Annotated in this window: 15 protein-coding genes; all 15 read right to left on the bottom strand. The window is 44.6% G+C overall.

What is annotated here, in order from left to right; all coding sequences use genetic code 11:
* Positions 1–22 precede the first annotated feature (22 nt).
* The 15 genes from AC1RM2_RS22745 to mraZ all read right to left on the bottom strand — a co-directional run bounded on the left by AC1RM2_RS22745 (position 23) and on the right by mraZ (position 17993).
* Positions 23–1267, bottom strand: a complete 1245-nt coding sequence (locus AC1RM2_RS22745; protein ID WP_492987447.1) for an aminotransferase class I/II-fold pyridoxal phosphate-dependent enzyme — start codon at positions 1265–1267, stop codon at positions 23–25.
* 264 nt (positions 1268–1531) lie between these two features.
* Complete coding sequence (gene ftsZ / locus AC1RM2_RS22740; protein WP_477382431.1) at positions 1532–3142, bottom strand: cell division protein FtsZ; 1611 nt, start codon at positions 3140–3142, stop codon at positions 1532–1534.
* 127 nt (positions 3143–3269) lie between these two features.
* Positions 3270–4610, bottom strand: coding sequence for a cell division protein FtsA (gene ftsA, locus AC1RM2_RS22735; protein ID WP_492987446.1), 1341 nt, complete (start codon positions 4608–4610; stop codon positions 3270–3272).
* Between the two features lies 1 nt (position 4611).
* Complete coding sequence (locus tag AC1RM2_RS22730) at positions 4612–5472, bottom strand: cell division protein FtsQ/DivIB (RefSeq protein WP_492987445.1); 861 nt, start codon at positions 5470–5472, stop codon at positions 4612–4614.
* Positions 5465–6823, bottom strand: coding sequence for a UDP-N-acetylmuramate--L-alanine ligase (gene murC, locus AC1RM2_RS22725; RefSeq protein WP_492987444.1), 1359 nt, complete (start codon positions 6821–6823; stop codon positions 5465–5467). The genes AC1RM2_RS22730 and murC overlap by 8 nt, the downstream gene beginning before the upstream one ends.
* A 61-nt stretch (positions 6824–6884) precedes the next feature.
* Positions 6885–8042, bottom strand: coding sequence for an undecaprenyldiphospho-muramoylpentapeptide beta-N-acetylglucosaminyltransferase (murG, locus tag AC1RM2_RS22720; RefSeq protein WP_492987443.1), 1158 nt, complete (start codon positions 8040–8042; stop codon positions 6885–6887).
* 82 nt (positions 8043–8124) lie between these two features.
* Positions 8125–9270 (bottom strand): FtsW/RodA/SpoVE family cell cycle protein, encoded by a 1146-nt coding sequence (locus tag AC1RM2_RS22715; protein WP_090652420.1) that lies wholly within the window; start codon positions 9268–9270, stop codon positions 8125–8127.
* Between the two features lie 116 nt (positions 9271–9386).
* A complete protein-coding gene (gene murD / locus AC1RM2_RS22710) occupies positions 9387–10772 on the bottom strand; it encodes a UDP-N-acetylmuramoyl-L-alanine--D-glutamate ligase (protein WP_492987442.1) in 1386 nt (461 codons plus the stop codon).
* Positions 10773–10851: 79 nt separating this feature from the next.
* Positions 10852–12093, bottom strand: a complete 1242-nt coding sequence (mraY, locus tag AC1RM2_RS22705) for a phospho-N-acetylmuramoyl-pentapeptide-transferase (RefSeq protein WP_492987441.1) — start codon at positions 12091–12093, stop codon at positions 10852–10854.
* Between the two features lie 116 nt (positions 12094–12209).
* Complete coding sequence (locus AC1RM2_RS22700) at positions 12210–12554, bottom strand: four helix bundle protein (protein ID WP_492987440.1); 345 nt, start codon at positions 12552–12554, stop codon at positions 12210–12212.
* A 111-nt stretch (positions 12555–12665) separates the two neighbouring features.
* Entirely contained in the window at positions 12666–14126 is a 1461-nt protein-coding gene (locus tag AC1RM2_RS22695; protein WP_492987439.1) for a UDP-N-acetylmuramoyl-L-alanyl-D-glutamate--2,6-diaminopimelate ligase, read from the bottom strand.
* Positions 14123–16237 carry a penicillin-binding protein gene (locus AC1RM2_RS22690; protein WP_492987438.1) on the bottom strand — a complete coding sequence of 705 codons (2115 nt, stop codon included), beginning with the start codon at positions 16235–16237 and terminating at the stop codon, positions 14123–14125. The genes AC1RM2_RS22695 and AC1RM2_RS22690 overlap by 4 nt, the downstream gene beginning before the upstream one ends.
* Positions 16224–16637, bottom strand: a complete 414-nt coding sequence (locus AC1RM2_RS22685) for an FtsL-like putative cell division protein (RefSeq protein ID WP_492987437.1) — start codon at positions 16635–16637, stop codon at positions 16224–16226. Before AC1RM2_RS22685 ends, AC1RM2_RS22690 begins: the two co-directional genes overlap by 14 nt.
* On the bottom strand, positions 16634–17536 hold the full coding sequence (rsmH, locus tag AC1RM2_RS22680) for a 16S rRNA (cytosine(1402)-N(4))-methyltransferase RsmH (protein WP_492987436.1): 903 nt from the start codon (positions 17534–17536) through the stop codon (positions 16634–16636). The genes AC1RM2_RS22685 and rsmH overlap by 4 nt, the downstream gene beginning before the upstream one ends.
* Complete coding sequence (gene mraZ, locus AC1RM2_RS22675) at positions 17529–17993, bottom strand: division/cell wall cluster transcriptional repressor MraZ (RefSeq protein WP_090652428.1); 465 nt, start codon at positions 17991–17993, stop codon at positions 17529–17531. The genes rsmH and mraZ overlap by 8 nt, the downstream gene beginning before the upstream one ends.
* Positions 17994–18137: the final 144 nt, after the last annotated feature.

Below are 18137 nucleotides of genomic sequence, written 5' to 3'. Positions count from 1 at the left end.
TTTCAAATCTTCAAATTTAAGATTACGCTATCTCCAGCTTATTCTCTTTATAATAGCCGGCCTTTAGTTTCCCGCCCATTTCGCTGTAGGCGTTTAGGGTGCGCTCTACATCCTCCAATGAGTGTATGGCGGTTGGGATAAGCCTTAATAATATCAATCCTTTAGGGATAACCGGATAAATTACTATCGAGCAGAAGATGCCATAGTTTTCGCGAAGGTCGCGGGTTAGGCTGGTGGCTTCGTAAAGGTTGCCCTCTAAAAACACGGGGGTAACCATGGTATTGGTAACGCCCAGGTTAAAGCCACGCTCTTTTAAACCCTTTTGTAAGGTTGACGAGATGAGCCACAGTTTTTCACGCAATTCCGGTTGCGACACTAACAGTTCAAAACGTTTTTTTAAGCCCAATACCATTGGCATCGGCAAAGCCTTGGCAAATGTTTGCGAACGCATGTTATAACGCAAAAAGTGTACTATCTGCTCATCAGCGGCAACAAAAGCGCCTATACCAGCCATTGATTTGGCAAATGTGGCAAAGTATACATCTACCCCATCAATACAATCCTGCTCTTCGTGCGTACCGGCACCTGTTTTGCCCATGGTACCAAACCCGTGTGCGTCATCAACCAATAAACGGAAATTGAAATCTTTCTTAAGATCTACAATCTCTTTCAATTTACCCTGCGCGCCCGACATACCAAAAACACCTTCGGTAATCAGTAATATGCCACCACCAGTTTGCTCCGTTAATTTGGTAGCACGTTCCAATTGCTTTCTGCAGCTCTCAATATCATTATGCTGGTAAACAAAACGTTTGCCCATGTGCAAACGAACGCCATCAATAATACAGGCATGCGATTCGGCATCATAAACTATAACATCGTTCCTGTCAACCAGGCTATCTATAATGGATACCATTCCCTGGTAACCATAGTTCAATAAAAATGCGGCTTCTTTACCTACAAACGCGGCCAGGTTATTCTCCAATTCTTCGTGGTGAATGGAGTTACCCGACATCATACGGGCGCCCATCGGGTACGCCATACCGTAATCAGCAGCGGCTTTGGCATCAGCTTCCCTCACTTCGGGATGATTGGCCAGGCCAAGGTAGTTATTAAGGCTCCAAACCAAATGCTCTTTCCCATTGAACTGCATATGCGGCCCAATTTCCCCTTCCAGTTTGGGAAATGAAAAATAACCATGTGACCATTTTTGGTGCTGACCCAGCGGCCCGCCCAAGCTTTTTGTTATTTTATCAAATAAATCCAAAATAATTTACCGTTAATCGTGAATAATGTACAAATATAGCTGTAAATAGAAGCTAATACAATAGCTATAACTTTTTAGAATAGCTTATAACTTGGGGATAGTATCAAGTAGTAAGTATCAAGTAGCAAGATTTTTTTTCTGACACCAAGTTGATGAGACTGAGGCATCAAGGCAGATTTCCTTTAACCCAAAAAAGCCGTTATAAGAATGGTAAATTACTTATAACGGCTTTGCGTTTTTTATCTTGATACTTACTACTTGATACTAATCCGCATTATCGTGCAAAAACGAGTTATTTCTCCTTATCTCGGTGTTGCCTTCGTTATCGGGCATCAGGCTGAAACGGGAGATGGCGCTTTCGTCAGATTTTGGCGTATCCTGCAGGGCAACTTCTTTACGTTTGTAAGCAGGTACATTTTCCAGCTCCTGGATGTTGCCTGTACGTAGTTTCATGCTCAAATCTTTAAGGCGCATGATACGCTCGCGCGATTTTTTCAGCTGCTCCTCTATTGATTCGTTTGTTTTATTATCATCAGCACCTGCAAGGGCTACCGGCTCCGGCTCAGGAACAGGAGTTGGCACAGGCTCGGGCTTGCGTGCTTCCTGTACTGGCGCGCTGTAAGTTTCAGGCTCACTCATTTTAAAAGTGAAGCCAGCCATATCCTGCTCGTTTTCTTCTTCCTGCTCCTCTTCGTGCAGGTTAAACTTAACTACATCGTCGTCCCTTTTTTCGGTGGCTCCAAACATATCAAACAAACCGGTTTGCTTAGGCTCCTCTTTGTGTTTAATATATGGCTGAGCAGGCGTGTTGGCTTTAACCGGGTTTATAAATTCATTTACAGGTTTCACCAACGGTGCGTTCTCGGGAACCAGCATTGATACTATCTTTTTGTTGTTTTGCTCTTTTGCGCGCTCATCCTGGGTTTGGAAACCGGTTGCTATAATGGTAACCGAAAGTTTATCTTCCAGGTTTTCATCAACACAGTTACCCCAAATCAGGTCGGCAGCCAAACCGGCTTCTTCCTGTATATAATCGGTAATAATGCTCACTTCATCCATGGTAACCTCTTTAAGGCCCGAACTGATGTTAAGCAAAATGTAACGTGCGCCTTCTATCTCATTATCTTTTAATAATGGCGAAGCCAACGCACCTTCAACGGCCTTTAAGGCGCGGCCTTCGCCTTCGGCGCTGCTGCTGCCCATAATACATACGCCGCTATCTTTCATTACGGTGCGCACATCTTTAAAGTCGACGTTGATATAGCCTGGTAAGGTTATAATCTCGGCTATGCCTTTGGCGGCTGTGGTTAATATATCGTCTGCCTGGCCAAAAGCGGAACTCATGGTAAGGTTACCAAAAATCTGGCGCAATCTATCGTTCGAGATCACCAGGAACGAATCAACGTATTTGCGCAGTTCTTCCATGCCCGCATCGGCCTGCATTTTGCGGCGTTTACCTTCAAACGAGAATGGCGTAGTTATAATACCCACGGTTAATATATCCATTTCGCGGGCGGCCTTGGCTATAATGGGGCTTGCACCGGTACCGGTACCACCACCCATACCCGCGGTAATAAACAGCATTTTGGTATTAACACCAAGCATTTGTTTTATATCGTCGATATTTTCTATTGCAGAGTTTTTTCCCACCTCGGGTATCGAACCGGCACCCATACCTTCGGTAAGGCTGGCGCCCAATTGTACCTTGTTGGGTATAGGGCTAAGTTCCAGCGCCTGGGCATCGGTGTTACAAATTATAAAGTCGACACCGGTAATTCCCTGCCTGTACATATGGTTTACGGCGTTACCACCGCCACCGCCAACACCAATTACTTTGATGATTGACGATTTTTCTTTTAACATCTCAAACTGCATAATCTTCGTTTTCAGCTATATGTGATTTTACCAACATTTAGATTTAACCATCGTAATAATAATACTTTTTCCACAGGAGTTTTCCACAAATGTCTACAATGTGGAAAATCTTAACTATTGTGTATAATTATTTCAAAAAGTCCTCATCATTTATATCATCCTTAATAAAGGTGATGCTTTTCTTTAACAACCTGTCAAATAAACCACCCTCTTTTCCTTTGCCCTCAAACTTGGGCTTCTGTGCTTTTTCAACCGGGGCATCTACACTCATGTACTCCGTTTTCTGAATACCTTTTATCAACAGGCCTATACCGGTAGCAAACGTTGGGCTTTGCAGCTCTTCGTAAATATTTTTTGGCAGTACTTCATTCTTGGCCAAGTGCTCGGTAGGGTAGCCTACGCGGCAATCTAAACCGGTAACAAACTCTACCAATTGGCGCAGGTGTTTAAGCTGCGCGCCACCACCTGTAATTACTATACCGGCAATCAGTTTTTTCTCGTAGCCTGATGATTTAATTTCATAATACACATGCTCTACAATTTCCTCCATGCGGGCCTGTATCACGTAAGCCAGGTTTTTAACACTGATCTCTTTGGGCTCGCGGCCGCGTAAGCCGGGTACACAAACAATCTCATTTTCCTTATTCTCATCTGCCAGGGCCGATCCAAACCTTACCTTCAACTGCTCGGCTATATTGCGCATTACCGAGCAACCCTCGCGGATATCCTCGGTTACGCTGTTGCCACCAAAAGGGATAACGGCGGTATGGCGGATTATGCCTTCATGGAAAATGGCCACATCGGTAGTACCACCGCCAATATCAACCAGCACAACACCGGCTTCTTTTTCCTCTTCGCTCAACACAGATTCAGAAGATGCCAATGGCTCCAGTATCAGGTCCTGGCTATCCAGGTTGGCCTTGTTAACACATTTTACAATATTTTTAATAGCAGTAACCTGGCCGGATATGATGTGGAAGTTGGCCTCTAAACGCACGCCGGCCATACCAATAGGGTCTTTAATCCCAGGCTCGTTATCAACAGTAAACTCCTGTGGCAACACATGGATAATATCCTCGCCCGGAGGCATTACCAGGTTGTACATATCCTCAATCAGCTTATCAATATCCTTACGGCTTATCTCCGATTGTAAATCGCGACGGGTTATTAAACCACGGTGCTGCAAGCTTTTAATATGCTGCCCTGCAATACCCACAAATACCACTTTGATATCTACATTTGATTGCGCACCGGCAATCTCAACCGCCTGGGTAATACCCTGTACGGTTTTATCTATATTTGAAACCATCCCACGGGTTACGCCCGCAGATTCTGCTTTACCAATTCCTAATACCTCAATCTTTCCATTCTTGCTCCTGCGACCAACGATGACGCATATTTTAGTAGTCCCGATATCCAATCCTACTACAATTGGTGAACTTTTTTCTTGTGTTGAGCTCTTGTCCATATTACATTTTTATTTGAGATGTATCCTTTTTCATTTTAAGCGAGTCCAGCTTCAATGCTTTCATTTTAGCCGAATCTGCTTTAGTCAGTTCGTTTTTTACACCAATTACCTGGTTGGTGTATTTAATATTAATGGTGCGGTATTTATCCCAGCCCACGTGTGGCAGCACTTGTTTATAAAAGGCTTGCAGGTTTCTTAGTTTTACATTTAACGAGTCGGCATTACCTATCAAAATCCGCTGGCTGCCTACCCTTGGTATCAGTTCAATCTCGCGATCTGTGTTTACATAGATCTGTGCTATCTGCGCATCCCATAATGAATCCCGGCGAATAAAATCAGCTGTTTTATATAAATCTTTTGCCAGCTGCGTATGCAATGAATCAACATGGTTGGTAAACAACTCATCGATATAACCATTGGCAACCAATACCCTTGCGGTAAAGTTTGACGACAGCGGAATTTTTAACCCATGCTGATCGATATAAAAATCCATATCGTAATGGTTCATCACCCTTAATATGGGCTGGCGCTGGCTCACCTCCACCATCAGCACCCCATCCATTTCGGTGTATACCTTGGCAAACTCAATAAATGGATTTGCCCTTAGCTTGTTTTCCAGGTCCTGGATATTAATACTTTCCAGCTTTTGCCCTATTAGGGTATGGCTGTTGGCTTGCAATATCTGGTCAACCTCCTGTTTATCTATAAAATACTGGTTACCCGGAATATTTACTTTTACCGCAGTGCAAACCACCGATGCTTTTTTCGATTCGATAAAACCCATAAGCACCACAAGACCACCCAGGCAAATTATCCAGGCAAATCCTATTAAAAGGCGCTTCCAAATGAGTTTTTTATCCATGCTGCATTATCTCTTTTAAGGGATGTACCAGTGTATCTATATCACCCGCGCCTACTGTTAACAGCAGTTCGGGTTTTTCATTTTTAATAGCGTCCAACGCTTCCTGCTTGCTCAGTATGCGTTTATTGATCAGCGACATTTTGTTAAGCAGCATGCCTGAAGTAACCCCTTCAATAGGCAACTCGCGGGCCGGGTAAATATCCAGCAGTATCAGCTCATCAACCATGCTCAACACCTCGGCAAAACCATCGGCAAAATCGCGGGTGCGGGTGTACAGGTGAGGCTGAAAAATGGCGGTCAGCTTTTTATCAGGGTATAATCTTTTTACCGATGATATGGCCGCCCGCAATTCTTCGGGATGATGCGCGTAATCGTCAATATAGATATGCCCCGGTGTCTTTACGATATACTCAAACCTGCGTTTAACACCGCGGAATGATCCAAGCGCATCTTTAATTGATTCGGCCGGGATATCCAGTCTTAAAACAGCCTCGATAGCAGCTACGGCGTTTTCGATATTGTGCGTACCGGCAATGCCCATTTTTATGCCGGGGATACTGATATCGGCATTGATAAAATCAAAGTAAAAGTCGCCACCCTCAATACGGATGTTTGCCGCATGCGCGTCGGCCGTTGCATCTTCCAGGGCATAGGTATAGCCGGTATCTAAAGGCAGTCCTTTTTTGTGTACCAGTGTACCGCCGCTTTTTATCTGCGATGCAAATAGCTTAAACGATTCTGTTAAATGTTCATGATCGCCATAAATATCCAAATGATCTGCATCCATGGACGTGATAATGGCCACATCCGGGAACAATGTTAAAAACGACCGGTCGTACTCATCAGCCTCTACCACCATTACATTGTTTTTGCCATAAAGCACATTGGTTTGGTAGTTTGACGATATGCCACCCAAAAAAGCCGAACAATCGTTACCCGATGCTTTTAACAAATGCGCCACCATGGTTGATGTGGTGGTTTTGCCATGTGTACCGGCAACGGCTATGGTGAAAGAGCTTTTGCTGATTAAGCCTAAAACCTGCGAACGTTTAAATAACCCGAATCCTTTATTTTTAAAATAGTTAAGCACCGCCGAATCCTTAGGGATGGCCGGTGTATAAATAATAAGTGTATCTGCAGATGGCTCCTGGAAGCTGATGGGGATACAATCGGCATTATCCTCAAAACAAATCTGGATACCCTCGTTGTGTAAATCGGTGGTGAGGTCGGTAACTGTTTTATCGTACCCGCAAACAATACAGCCCAAATGATGGAAGTAGCGGGCCAGGCCGCTCATCCCGATGCCGCCTATGCCCACCAGGTAAACCCTTTGTATGTCGCGTAATTCCATTTTAGTGTTTTTAAAAAAGGCCCTCCCCTTTTTGGGAGAAGGAGGACCCTAACTTTAATTGTTATTTTATTATTTGTAAAAGCTCTTTTGCTATCACCTCATCGGCATTTGGCATAGCCATTTTACCTATGTTAGTGCTTAGCTTCTTTTGTAATGATTTGTCGTTCAATAATTCAATCGCCCTATCCACCAATTTCGCTTCGGCATCCCTGTCGGCTACAAAAATGGCGGCATCCTCCTGCACCAGTGCCAGCGCGTTTTTTGTTTGGTGGTCTTCGGCCACATTTGGCGATGGCACCAGGATAACCGGCTTTTTCACCACGCATAATTCGGCAATGGTGCCCGCCCCTGCTCTTGATATAATAACATCGGCAGCTGCGTAAGCCAAATCCATCCGGGTTAAAAACTCCCTTATCTTCACATCCGGGTGGTAATCTTCGCCCAGTTTCCCGATGATTGTTTTATAATAAAACTTACCGGTTTGCCAGATGATCTGCACGTCGGCAGCTATCAGCTTATCCAAACCAGCCATAATGCTGTTATTTAATGTACGTGCGCCAAGGCTGCCACCGGTTATCAGTATAGTTTTTTTAAAGGTTGATAACTTGTACAACTCCAAGGCCTGCATGTGCTTACCGGCTATATTTACCGAATCTTTACGGATAGGGTTACCGGTTTTGATGATTTTACCGGCAGGAAAAAACTGCTCCATATTATCAAAAGCCACACAAATTTTTTGTGCTCCTTTGCCCAGCCATTTATTGGTAATACCTGCATAGGAGTTTTGTTCCTGTATCAGGTATGGTATTTTTTTCATTGATGCCGCATACAACAACGGGCCCGACGCATAACCACCAACCCCAACAGCAGCATCAGGTTTAAAATCCTTTATAATTTGCAATGCCTTGCGCACGCTACCTACCAGTTTAACCGGGAACATCACATTTTTCCAGATAGAATCGCGCTGAATGCCGCGAATATCCAAGCCGATGATTTTATACCCGGCAGCGGGCACCTTTTCCATCTCCATACGCCCAAGGGCTCCCACAAACAGGATCTCGGTTTTAGAGTCGATAGCCTTCAAAGCATTGGCAATAGCAATAGCCGGGAAGATGTGTCCTCCTGTTCCGCCACCACTTATGATGATGCGAGCCCCCCCCGCTCCCTGAAGGGGGAGCTTTTGATTGGCGGCTTTTGCTTTTATGCTATTATCTTTCATCTTTTAAACTCTTTAACTATTGTTCCCCCTTTAGGGGGTTAGGGGGCTACCTTTTCGTTCCCCCTTCAGGGGGTTAGGGGGCCTACGCCACGCTTATCTCCCCAACCACAACTTTCTTCGGTTCCTCTATATCCCTGCTTACTGATAGTATGATGCCAAAGGCCACACTTGTGAACAACAGCGATGTACCACCCATACTTACAAAGGGCAACGGCACACCCGTTACCGGGCCAAGGCCTACTGCCACAGCCATATTGGCAAAGGCCTGTATAGCCAGGCTAAAACTTAAGCCGCAAGCCAGCAACGCGCCAAACGCTTTGGGCGCTTTGGTAATAATTTTTATACACCTGTACAACAAAAACAGGTAAATGCCTACCAGCGCGAAACCGCCAACCAGGCCGTACTCTTCTACTATGATGGCATAAATTTCATCCGAGTATGATTCGGGCAGGTAATTCCGTTCGGTGCTGTTACCCGGGCCTTTACCAAAAAGGCCTCCGCTGGCGATGGCTATCTTGGCATGGTCGGCCTGGAATGATTTATCTGTTTTGGTTGAATCGGGGTGCAGGAAGGTATTTACGCGCGAAACATAAGTATGTCGCCTTGGCCCCAAAAATATTACTCCCAATAACAATATAAATCCAGCGCCGCATACAATTGCAATCTGCTTTATGCTGATACGGCCTATGATCAATAACAATATGCTTACCCCAAACAGCATCAACGCGGTTGATAAGTTGGCCAGCGCTATCAGGATAAAAACCAGGCAAACCGAACCCATGATAGGCAAAAACGATTCTTTTACATCCTTGATATTTTCCTGCTTGCGCGATAAAGTGCGCGCCAGGTAAGTAATCAGGGCGAGTTTGGCCAAATCTGATGTCTGGAAGCTTAAACCGACAAGCGGGATATTTATCCAGCGGCTTGCATTGTTGATGTGGCTACCAAATACCAGTGTATAGATAAGCAATGGAATAGTCACGATCATCATGATTTTGGACAAGCCGGCATAGTACCTATAATCCAGTTTGTGCGAAATGTACATCAGCATAATACCACCCACAACCATAGCCAGGTGTTTCATCAAAATCGACTCGACACCAACACCACGTTTATAAGCAAGCGTACCCGTTGAGCTGTATACAGCCAACAAGGATATAACAGAAAGCAATATCACTATCAGCCATATCCACCGGTCGCCTTTTGTGTTGTTTAATATCCTATGCATAGCCCCCTCTAAATCTCCCCCGGTAGGGGAGACTTTTGTTTTTATATTTGTTAATAATCTTTTCTCTAATTATTCCTTTTAATCTGCACATCTGAAATTTGAAATCTGCACATCTGCTACAATTCCTTCACCGCTGCTTTAAACTGGTTTCCCCTGTCTTCGTAATTTTTAAACAAATCAAAGCTGGCACAGGCTGGTGATAACAATACAGTATCCCCTTTTTCGGCCAGGTGAAAAGCCACCTGGGCAGCCTCCTGGGCCGAGAATGTATTTACTATAACATGCACATCATCTTCAAAAGCATCATGTATACGCTTGTTATCTTTCCCCAGGCAAACTATCGATCTAACCTTCTGCTTCACTAAATCCTTGAGCATACCGTAATCGTTACCTTTATCAACGCCGCCAAGTATCAGTACCACATCACTACTCATGCTCTCCAATGCATACCAGGTTGAGTTAACGTTGGTAGCTTTTGAATCGTTGATAAAACGGATGCCCGATATATTGGCTACAAATTCAAGCCGGTGTTCAATAGCTTTAAAGTTGCCCATGCTCTCCTTTATCGTTCCCTCGCGCAACTCCAGCACCCTTGCTACAATACCTGACGCCATGGAGTTGTAAATGTTGTGCTTGCCCTGTAAGGCCAGTTCTTGAATTGACATTGTAAAATGTTCTTGATTTGTGTTGATGACAATATTGTCGATATCGAGATATGCTCCCGGTTCAATCTTGGTTTCAATAGAAAAAGGCAATAGTTGAGCGTCGAATTTCCGGTTGGCCATACCTTTAATGGTTTCCGGGTCATCGGCGCAATAAATGAAATAGTCGGCCGCCGTTTGGTTCTGCGTAACCCTGAATTTGGATGCCGCATAGTTTTCCAGCTTATAATCGTACCTGTCTAAATGGTCGGGTGTGATATTGAGCAATACCGCTATATCTACCTTAAACGTAAACATATCATCCAGCATAAAGCTGCTTAGTTCCAGCACGTACAAATCAAAGTTTTCGGTAGCCACCTGGTAAGCAAAGCTTTTACCTATATTGCCGGCCAGCCCAACATTTAAACCACCATTTTTTAAAATATGATAGGTTAAACTGCTGGTAGTAGTTTTACCGTTTGATCCGGTTATGCCGATGATCTTCGCGCTGCAATACCTGCCCGCAAATTCAATTTCGGATATTACCGGGATCCCTTTTTCTTTAAGTTTTTTGATGATCGGCGCTTTATCCGGAATGCCCGGGCTTTTGATCACCTCAACCGCGTTCAGGATTAAATCCTCAGTATGTTGTTTTTCCTCGAAGCTGATATTCCAGTCTTCCAGTTGTTTTTTGTATTTATCCGCAATGGTCCCAAAATCCGACACAAACACATCATACCCCTGCTGTTGCGCCAGGTATGCCGCACCAACACCGCTTTCGCCGGCGCCAAGCACAACAATAGCCCCCCCCGCCCCCTGAAGGGGGTGCTTTTGATTGGGTATGTTGTTGTTAGTACTCATTATCTCTTTATCTTTAATCTTTATTCCTTTTCACTCTCCGCTATCGTTCCCCCTTCAGGGGGTTAGGGGGCTTCGCCTCCTATCTCAGCTTCAACGTTATTATCGTTATTATCGCCAGCAGTATCCCGATGATCCAGAACCGGGTTACGATCTTAGCTTCGTGGAAACCTTTCTTTTGGTAGTGGTGGTGCAGCGGCGCCATTAAAAACACCCTGCGGCCTTCGCCAAATCTTTTTTTGGTGTACTTAAACCAACCCACCTGCATAATTACCGACATGTTCTCGATCACAAATACACCGCATAACACCGGCAGCAATAACTCTTTACGAATCATGATAGCAAAAACAGCTATGATACCGCCTATGGCCAAACTGCCCGTGTCGCCCATAAAAACCTGCGCCGGGTAGGAGTTGTACCACAAAAAGCCAACACAGGCACCAACAAAAGCACCAGCGAAAATCACCAGCTCGCCCGAGTTGGGGATGAACATGATGTTCAGGTAGTCGGCTATTTCGATATTACCGGATACATAAGCCAGTATGGCCAGCGTAATACCAATAATGGCCGAGGTACCCGTCGCCAGGCCGTCTATACCATCCGTTATGTTTGCCCCGTTGGATATAAAGGTGACAATGAGTATCACAAAAAACAGGAACACCACCAAAGCGTAATACTCATATCCGGGGCCGATGAACTTTAATACTTTGCCGTAATCCAACTCGTTATTTTTGTAAAAAGGCATGGTAGTTTTGGTAGAGTGTATATCCTGGGTATATACCGGTACATTCTTTTTCAGGTGAAAATCAACCGGGGCGTTGACCATTACCGGCAATTTTACTTCCTGGCGAATAACGATGTTGGTATTGAAATACATTGTCCAGCCTACTATCAGCGATAAACCCACCTGGCCTACAATTTTAAAACGGCCTGCTAAACCCTCCTTATTCTTTTTAAATACTTTAATATAATCATCTAAAAAACCAATGGCGCCCAGCCAAACGGTAGTAACTATCATCAATATGATGTATACATTACCCAATTTGGCAAACAACAATGTAGGCACCAGGATACCCAGCAAAATGATTAGTCCGCCCATGGTTGGTGTACCCGATTTTTGCATCTGGCCTTCCAAACCTAAATTCCTAACTGTTTCGCCCACCTGTTTAAAACGCAGGTAATCAATCAGCCTACGACCATACACGGTTGTAACCAGCAACGATGTTATTACAGCCAAAGCCGTACGAAACGTGATATACTGAAATACCCCGAGTCCCGGTATGTTGTAGTTTTTATTTAGATAGTTAAATAAGTAATATAACATTGGCTTTGCGATGTGCAGATGTGCAGATTTCAGATGTGCAGATTAATAATTTGCAGATTCGAGATAAGCAGATTTGCGATTAATGTTTTAATTTCTCAGTTCTATTTAATTACTTTTTATTCTTTTATCGAGGAAATTATCTTTCCTAAAACCTTTACTATTGATTGCACATCATCGAGCATCGATTGTTCAAAGGGGTAACTCTCTGCTTTCTGACATAACAACAACCAGTACCTGGTTTCTTCGGCTTCCTTATAAGCTACTTTACATTTATGTTTAAAATCGCTTTTACTTTGCGCCCCTTGTGCTTCGCAAACATTTGCCCCTATTGATGTACCGCTTCTGAACAACTGATTAGCCATATTGAATTTCCTTAACGCTTCCAGCTTCTCGGTGAAGCTGATAACCTTTAAAGAAAACTCGAAAGTCAAATCAACAATCAGGTTAGGTCTATCACTCATTATTTTATCAATTCATCAATCACTAATTCCCAATCCAAACATCTATTCCTCATCTGCATATTTGCATATTTGCATATCTGAAATCTGCACATCTGAAATCTGCACATCCACCTACACCAATAATTTAAACTGCTCTTCCAACTCCTCCATATCGTCAAAATGACTCTTTATGCCATGCGACTCCTGGTATTTCTCGTGCCCTTTTCCCGCTACCAGGATTATATCTCCCGGATTTGCCAGCATGCAGGCTGTTTTAATTGCCTCTCTCCTGTCAACTATGCTCACTGTGTGGCGTTTAAACGCGGGGTCAACGCCTTCAACCATCTCTTTAATGATCTGGGCTGGGTCTTCCGTACGTGGATTATCTGATGTCAGGATCACTTTATCGCTCCATTCGCTGGCTACACGGGCCATAATAGGGCGTTTGGTTTTGTCGCGATCTCCGCCACAACCTATTACGGTTATTACTTTTTCGTTGCCTTTGCGGATGTCGTGAATAGTGCTTAGCACGTTTTGAACAGCATCCGGTGTATGGGCATAATCAACTATGCCTATAACCTTGTTCGGGGCAACTATGTATTCAAAGCGACCTTCGGCGCCAGTTAGTTTACTCAGGCTGGTTAATGTTTTGGCTTTATCCTGCTCTAACAACATAGCTGTGGCGTAAACCGCCAACAGGTTGTAGGCATTAAAGGTGCCCACCATTTTAAACCATACTTCTTCGTTATCAATATGCAATAACAGGCCACCAAACTGGTTTTCCAGGATGCGGGCCTTGTAATCGGCCATGCTTTTTAGCCCGTAGGTTTTGCGGTGTGCCTGCGAGTTTTGCAGCATGATGTTACCATTCTTATCATCGCTGTTGGTTAAAGCAAAGGCGTTTTTCGGTAATCCATCAAAGAAGGCTTTTTTGGCCTTCAGATAACTGTCAAAGGTTTTATGATAATCCAAATGATCGTGCGTGAGGTTGGTAAATACCCCGCCCGAAAAATGCAGGTTGGCTACCCGGTGCTGTGCAACCGCATGCGAGCTAACTTCCATGAAGCAATAATCGCAACCCTGCGTTACCATCTCTTCCAGCAAACGGTTAAGTTCAATAGGATCGGGTGTGGTATGGGTTGATGGTATTACCTGGCCATTAATCTGGTTCTCCACAGTTGATAGCAAACCGGCTTTATAACCCAGATCGCGAAACAATTGATAAAGCAGCGTAGCGATGGTGGTTTTGCCGTTGGTACCGGTAACCCCAACCAGCTTTAACTGTGCCGATGGATTGCCGTAAAAATTAGCAGCCACCAAACTTAATGCCTTAGCCGAATCGGCAACCATTAAAAAATCAACTTCGGCCGCGGTATGGGCAGGTAAATCTTCGCATATAACAGCGATGGCGCCCTGTTTAATAGCCTGGTCAATATAGTCGTGCCCGTCAACCTGTGTGCCTTTTACGGCAACAAACATCGACCCCGGAATTACCTGGCGCGAATCAAAAGCTACAGACGTAATTTCTACATCGGCGCTGCCTTGTAACTCGGTAAATGCTAACCCATCTATTAAATCACTTAAATACCTCATTGCAGTTCAATTGTTATGCGTGATCCTTTTGGTATTGAGCTGCCGCCGGTAACCGATTGTGTGGTTACCATGCCGCTGCCGCGTACCGTTACTTTATAACCTGCATTGCCCAAAACATACAGGGCATCGCTCAGGCCCATTCCTGTTACTGTTGGAACGGTGCCTTCTTTATATCGTGTATCCTCAAATGGAATACCATTGCTGGTATCAACTCCGTTGCCGGCAGCATCTGCAGATGCATATAGCGGTTTTACGCCCAATTTGGCATATACATGTTTTAGTGCCTTTAAATTACCCTGCTTTACCTTAGGCATTGATGTATTGCCAACAAGGCTTACCGGCGACGGCTGGTTTATCTCCATATCATTGGCATAAACCTTATCGGCAATCTCCCTGAAAATAGGCCCTGCCACTTTAGCCGCCAGGTACGATCCGCGGGTGGGGTTATTTACCACCACGATCATGGAATATTTAGGATGATCGGCCGGGAAATAACCGCAAAATGAGGCCTGGTATTTTTTTACTTTATAACCTTTTGTACCATCGGCTACCTGGGCTGTACCTGTTTTGCCGGCTACCGTATAACGCGGGTTTTTTATTACACGCTTACAATTACCTTCCTGCACAACGCCTTCCAGCATACTTCTAACCTTACCAAGCGTAGCATCCGAACATACTTTTTCATTAATAACCCTGGCGTTAAACTGCTCAATAGTGCTGCCCATCCTCCTGATCTCGCGCACAAATATCGGCGCTATCATTTTACCATTGTTGGCTACCGAATTATAAAACGCCAGCATTTGCAACGGGGTAAGATTCATTTCATAACCATAGGCCATTTCGGGCAGTGTATAATATTTATTCCAGCTGCGGTTGCCCGGGTTTTTTATAACAGGCCTTCCTTCTCCGGGTATCTGCAACCCCAGCTTATCATTTAAATGATAGCTATACAGCTTATTGATAAACTGCCATGGGTTATCTTTATAATGGCCATAAACCAGCTTTGCTGCCGCCACGTTTGATGATTCTTCAAAAGCCTTTTTTACCGTCATTTCATAATTGTCATGTTCGGTATCGGTAATGGTTGGCCCCTTGGGGAACTTGTATTTACCGCCCTCGGCATTCACTATAGTGTTGGTATCCAGTTTATGCTGATCAAGCAGGGTCATATAAGATACCAGTTTAAAGGTTGAACCCGGATCAATAGCGTTGCTGATGGCGTAATTAAAGCTCTCTTTAAAAGTATTTTCTTTTGAACGGGTAAAATTCGCTATAGCACGCACCTCGCCGGTAGCAACTTCCATCAGCACCACGCAGCCATGATCGGCGGCGCTTGAATCCAGCTGCCTTAACAAAGCCGCCTGCGCTATCTCCTGGAAGTTAACGTTGATGGTCGACATAATATCCGCACCATCTTTTGCCGGTATCTCGTCTTCATCATTATTTACAGGCATCCACGTTCCGCCGGGAATACGCTGCATTAAGCGCCTGCCGTTTTCGCCATTGATGTATGACGAGTAGGCGCCCTCCAGCCCTACCGGGTTTTTAATATTTTCGTTTTTATAACCAATAGTACGTGCGGCCAACGCATGAAAAGGCAAAATGCGCTTGTTTTGCTGCAATACAATCAGGCTGTTTTTAGTTTTCCTGTTTTTAAACACCGGGAACTCGCGGATCTTTTTTAACTCCTGGTAAGTTACCCTGCGGCGTAAAAGCTGGTAACGTGAGCCGTCTTTACGGGCATCGCGTAGTAACCTGGCATATTCGCGTGGCGTTCTATCGCCATATAATTGCGATAAACTTGCCGCCAGCACCTCTACGTTATCATTAAAAACACTATCAATAGCAAGGCCTGCACCCAACATATCCATGTGCAGCTCATACTCAGGTACCGATGTTGCCAGCAGGCTGCCATCAACGGAAAAAATATTACCCCGTGCGGCCTCTACATCCCTGAACTGGGCTGTCATGTTTACTGCCTTGGCTTTCCACTTTGCGCCCTGAATAAATTGTACCCGGCAAAGCTGTACCACAACCGCGAACGAAAAAAGCACAACAAGGCCAAAGGCAATATACACCCGAAGCAATATGTTAGTCCTAATTTTCATCATTATCCTCCTTCACCGTTATCTTTTTTGGCGGTTCAACGCTTTGCCTCACCCCAAGGGTATCGGCACGTTTGGCCACTTCAATTAATGTACTTTTAAAAGCCATATCGGCTTTTGTAGTTTTAAAATCCCAGCTGCGCTCTTTTACTTCTTTAGTAAGATCATCAATATCGCGGATGGTTTTTTCGGCCAGGTGCATATTGCCTATATACACCATACCCAAAAAAGCAATGAATAGTACAAAAGGCAGGGCGTTGGTAGCCTTCTCGCTTGTAATAAAGCGTTTGGTGAAAAATTGTGTAAAGAAATTATCGGGGATCTCCCTTTTCCGGGGTTTATCCTCAATAATCAGCTCTTCCTCTTCTTCCTCCTCCTGAATTTCTGTACGTAAACGATTGCTCATATTTTTACAGCTATCCTTAATTTAGCGCTCCGTGCCCTGTTATTGTTACTTATCTCATCTGCCGATGCGGTTATAGCCCCGCGGCTTACAGCATCAAGCGGCCTTTTATTATTACCGTATAAATCCTTTTCTACCTCGCCGCTAAACTTACCTTTGGCGATGAAGTTTTTTACCAGCCTGTCTTCCAGGGAGTGGTAGCTCATTACTACCAACCTGCCGCCAACAGCCAGCACCTCGGCACTCTGTACCAAAAATTCCTTCAAAGCTTCCAGCTCCTGGTTCACTTCGATACGCAGCGCCTGGAAAACCTGTGCCAGGTACTTATTTTCTTTCCCCTTCGGGATGCGGTTAATAATCGCGTTCTTCAAATCGGCTATGGTTACTATCGGGGCATTAAGCCTGGCAGTGACTATAGTTTCGGCCAATGATTTGGCGTTTTGAATTTCGCCGTAAACACCAAAAATGCGGTGCAATTCGGCACCTGTATAATTGTTTACCACATCCTTGGCCGTAAGCTCCCCGCCCTGGTTCATCCGCATATCCAACTCGGCATCAAAGCGGATTGAAAAACCACGCTCGGCCTGGTCAAACTGGTATGATGATACGCCCAAATCGGCCAGTATGCCATCAACCGGGATAGCACCGTGCAAACGGGCAAAGTTTTTCAGGTACCTGAAATTCTGATCTATAAAAACAAAGCGCGCATCGTCAATAATATTTTGTTGCGCATCGGTATCCTGGTCAAACGCCAGCAAAGTACCTTCGGGCCCCAAATGTTTCATAATCTCGCGCGAATGCCCGCCGCCGCCAAAGGTTACATCCACATAAGTGCCGTCCTTTTTTATTGCAAGGCCTTCAATGCATTCCTGCAGCATAACCGGTGTATGGTACTCACTCATCTATCCTCCTTGCTTTACTACCCATTACCGCTTCAGCCAATTCGGCAAAATTATCAGGCTCGTTATTTATCATTTCGGTATGGGCAGCCTTATCCCATACTTCAATTTTGTTTAATACACAGGTTAAAACCACATCGTTGCCAATGCCGGCAAAATCAAGCAAACTCTTTGGCAAAAGCACCCTGCCGGCCGAATCGGGCATCAAAGCCGTGGCGCCGCCGGTGAAATAGCGAATAAAACGCAGATTTTGCCGGTCATATTCGTTAAGTTTGCTCAATTCGTCAAGTCTTTTGTCCCATTCGGATTTTGTGTAAATAACCAGATACTTCTCCAGGCCGCGATTGATCATAAGGCCCTCTCCGTCAGCTTCAGGAAGCTGCTTTTTGAGGCCCGCAGGGATCATCATCCGCCCTTTGGCATCCAGTTTACATTCAAATTCTCCGGTTAAATGCGGCATTATAAGACTATGGCTTAATTTAATAGGTAAAAGTAATTTTCTTTTACCACAAATTACCACTTTTTACCACCAAAAAGTTTTCAACATTTTTGATGGCTTTTGGGGCTCTACGGCCAAATGCAAAAACCCGGCAAGTGCCGGGTT

It is taken from the genome of Mucilaginibacter sp. GW822-FHT03E02 (assembly GCF_058801545.1).
The sequence above is the reverse complement of the archived record's forward strand: the minus strand, read 5'-3'. Positions and strand labels throughout refer to the sequence as shown.